1 protein-coding gene and 1 pseudogene are annotated in these 1,189 nt (G+C 66.8%); both read right to left on the bottom strand.

What is annotated here, in order from left to right; all coding sequences use genetic code 11:
- Positions 1 to 7: 7 nt before the first annotated feature.
- Positions 8 to 850 carry an IS30 family transposase gene (locus ABZS40_RS36760; RefSeq protein WP_354949365.1) on the bottom strand — a complete coding sequence of 281 codons (843 nt, stop codon included), beginning with the start codon at positions 848 to 850 and terminating at the stop codon, positions 8 to 10.
- 162 nt (positions 851 to 1,012) lie between these two features.
- Positions 1,013 to 1,135: pseudogene (locus tag ABZS40_RS36755) on the bottom strand (helix-turn-helix domain-containing protein); the annotation flags it as partial.
- Positions 1,136 to 1,189 lie beyond the last annotated feature (54 nt).

The following is a 1,189-nucleotide window of genomic DNA, read 5'->3' as shown; positions in this document are numbered from 1 at the left end:
GGCGGTTTCAAGCGGCGGTTGCAACCAGGTGTTTGTGGAGTACCTCGGCTGGATTGTGCCAGTCGAGGGTTTGGCGTGGTCGTCCGTTGAGTTCTCGGGCGACGGCGTCGAGGTCTTTCTGGGTCCAGGTGCGGAAGTCGGTGCTGGAGCGGGGGAAGTACTGGCGCAGGAGACCGTTGGTGTTCTCGTTGCTGCCGCGTTGCCACGGGCTGTGGGGGTCGCAGAAGTAGACCTTGCAGTCGGTGGCCAGGGTGAAGACGGGATGCTGGATCATCTCGATGCCCTGGTCCCAGGTCAGGGTCTTGCGCAGCTCGGTCGGCAGTCGGCGCATCAGTGTGGTGAGGGTGTCGATGACTTGTTCACTGACCCGTGATTCGGGCAGAGCGCCGAGCATCACGTATCGGGTGGCCCGCTCGACCAGGGTGATGATCGCGCTGGAGCCTCGGGCGCCGATGACCAGGTCACCTTCCCAGTGCCCCGGCACAGCCCGGTCAGCGACCTCCGCCGGGCGAGTCGAGATGTGAAAGTCACGCACCCACGGCCGGCTCCCCCGCCCCGCGCTGGCCTGACGCGACTGCGGCCGGCGTAACGCCCGACCCGAGCGCAACGCGACCTGCCGAGCGAGTTCTTGGCGCATCCCACCCCGGGCCTGGAAGTAGATCGCCTGGTAGATCGTCTCGTGTGACACCCACATCTCCGGCCTGTCAGGAAACTCCCGCCGCAACGACCGGGCGATCTGCCACGGCGAGTGCCGCTGCGCCAGACGGTCCTTGACCATCTGCCACAACGGCGGCCACGCCCGCCCCCGCCCCGGACGCAACTTCCCCTCACGAGGACGCCGCGCCCGCACATCCGCCTTGCCCTGAGCGTTGCGGTGACAGTACTTCCACCGATACACCCCACCCCACCCCTTCGGATAGCCCACCCCCGCCACATACCCCGGAGCCGCACCATGCGGATGCCGCTGACCCGTCGGCACCCGACCCCCCGTCCCGCAGTGATTACGCGACAACTCCCGCCACACCGTCGACCGATGCCGCCCCACCGCCTCAGCGATCTGCGGACACGTCAAACCCTGACCGAACAACACCTGAATCTGCGCCCGCTCCGCGGACGACAACCTCTGCCCCGGCATGACTCCTCATCCTGACGAAAATCCACCCCGTTGCAACAACCACTTGAGCCCAAG

Origin of the sequence: Micromonospora sp. NPDC005324 (genome assembly GCF_040607155.1) — a bacterium.
GTDB classification, from domain to species: domain Bacteria; phylum Actinomycetota; class Actinomycetes; order Mycobacteriales; family Micromonosporaceae; genus Micromonospora; species Micromonospora trifolii.
This window is presented reverse-complemented; position numbering and strand designations above follow the sequence as displayed.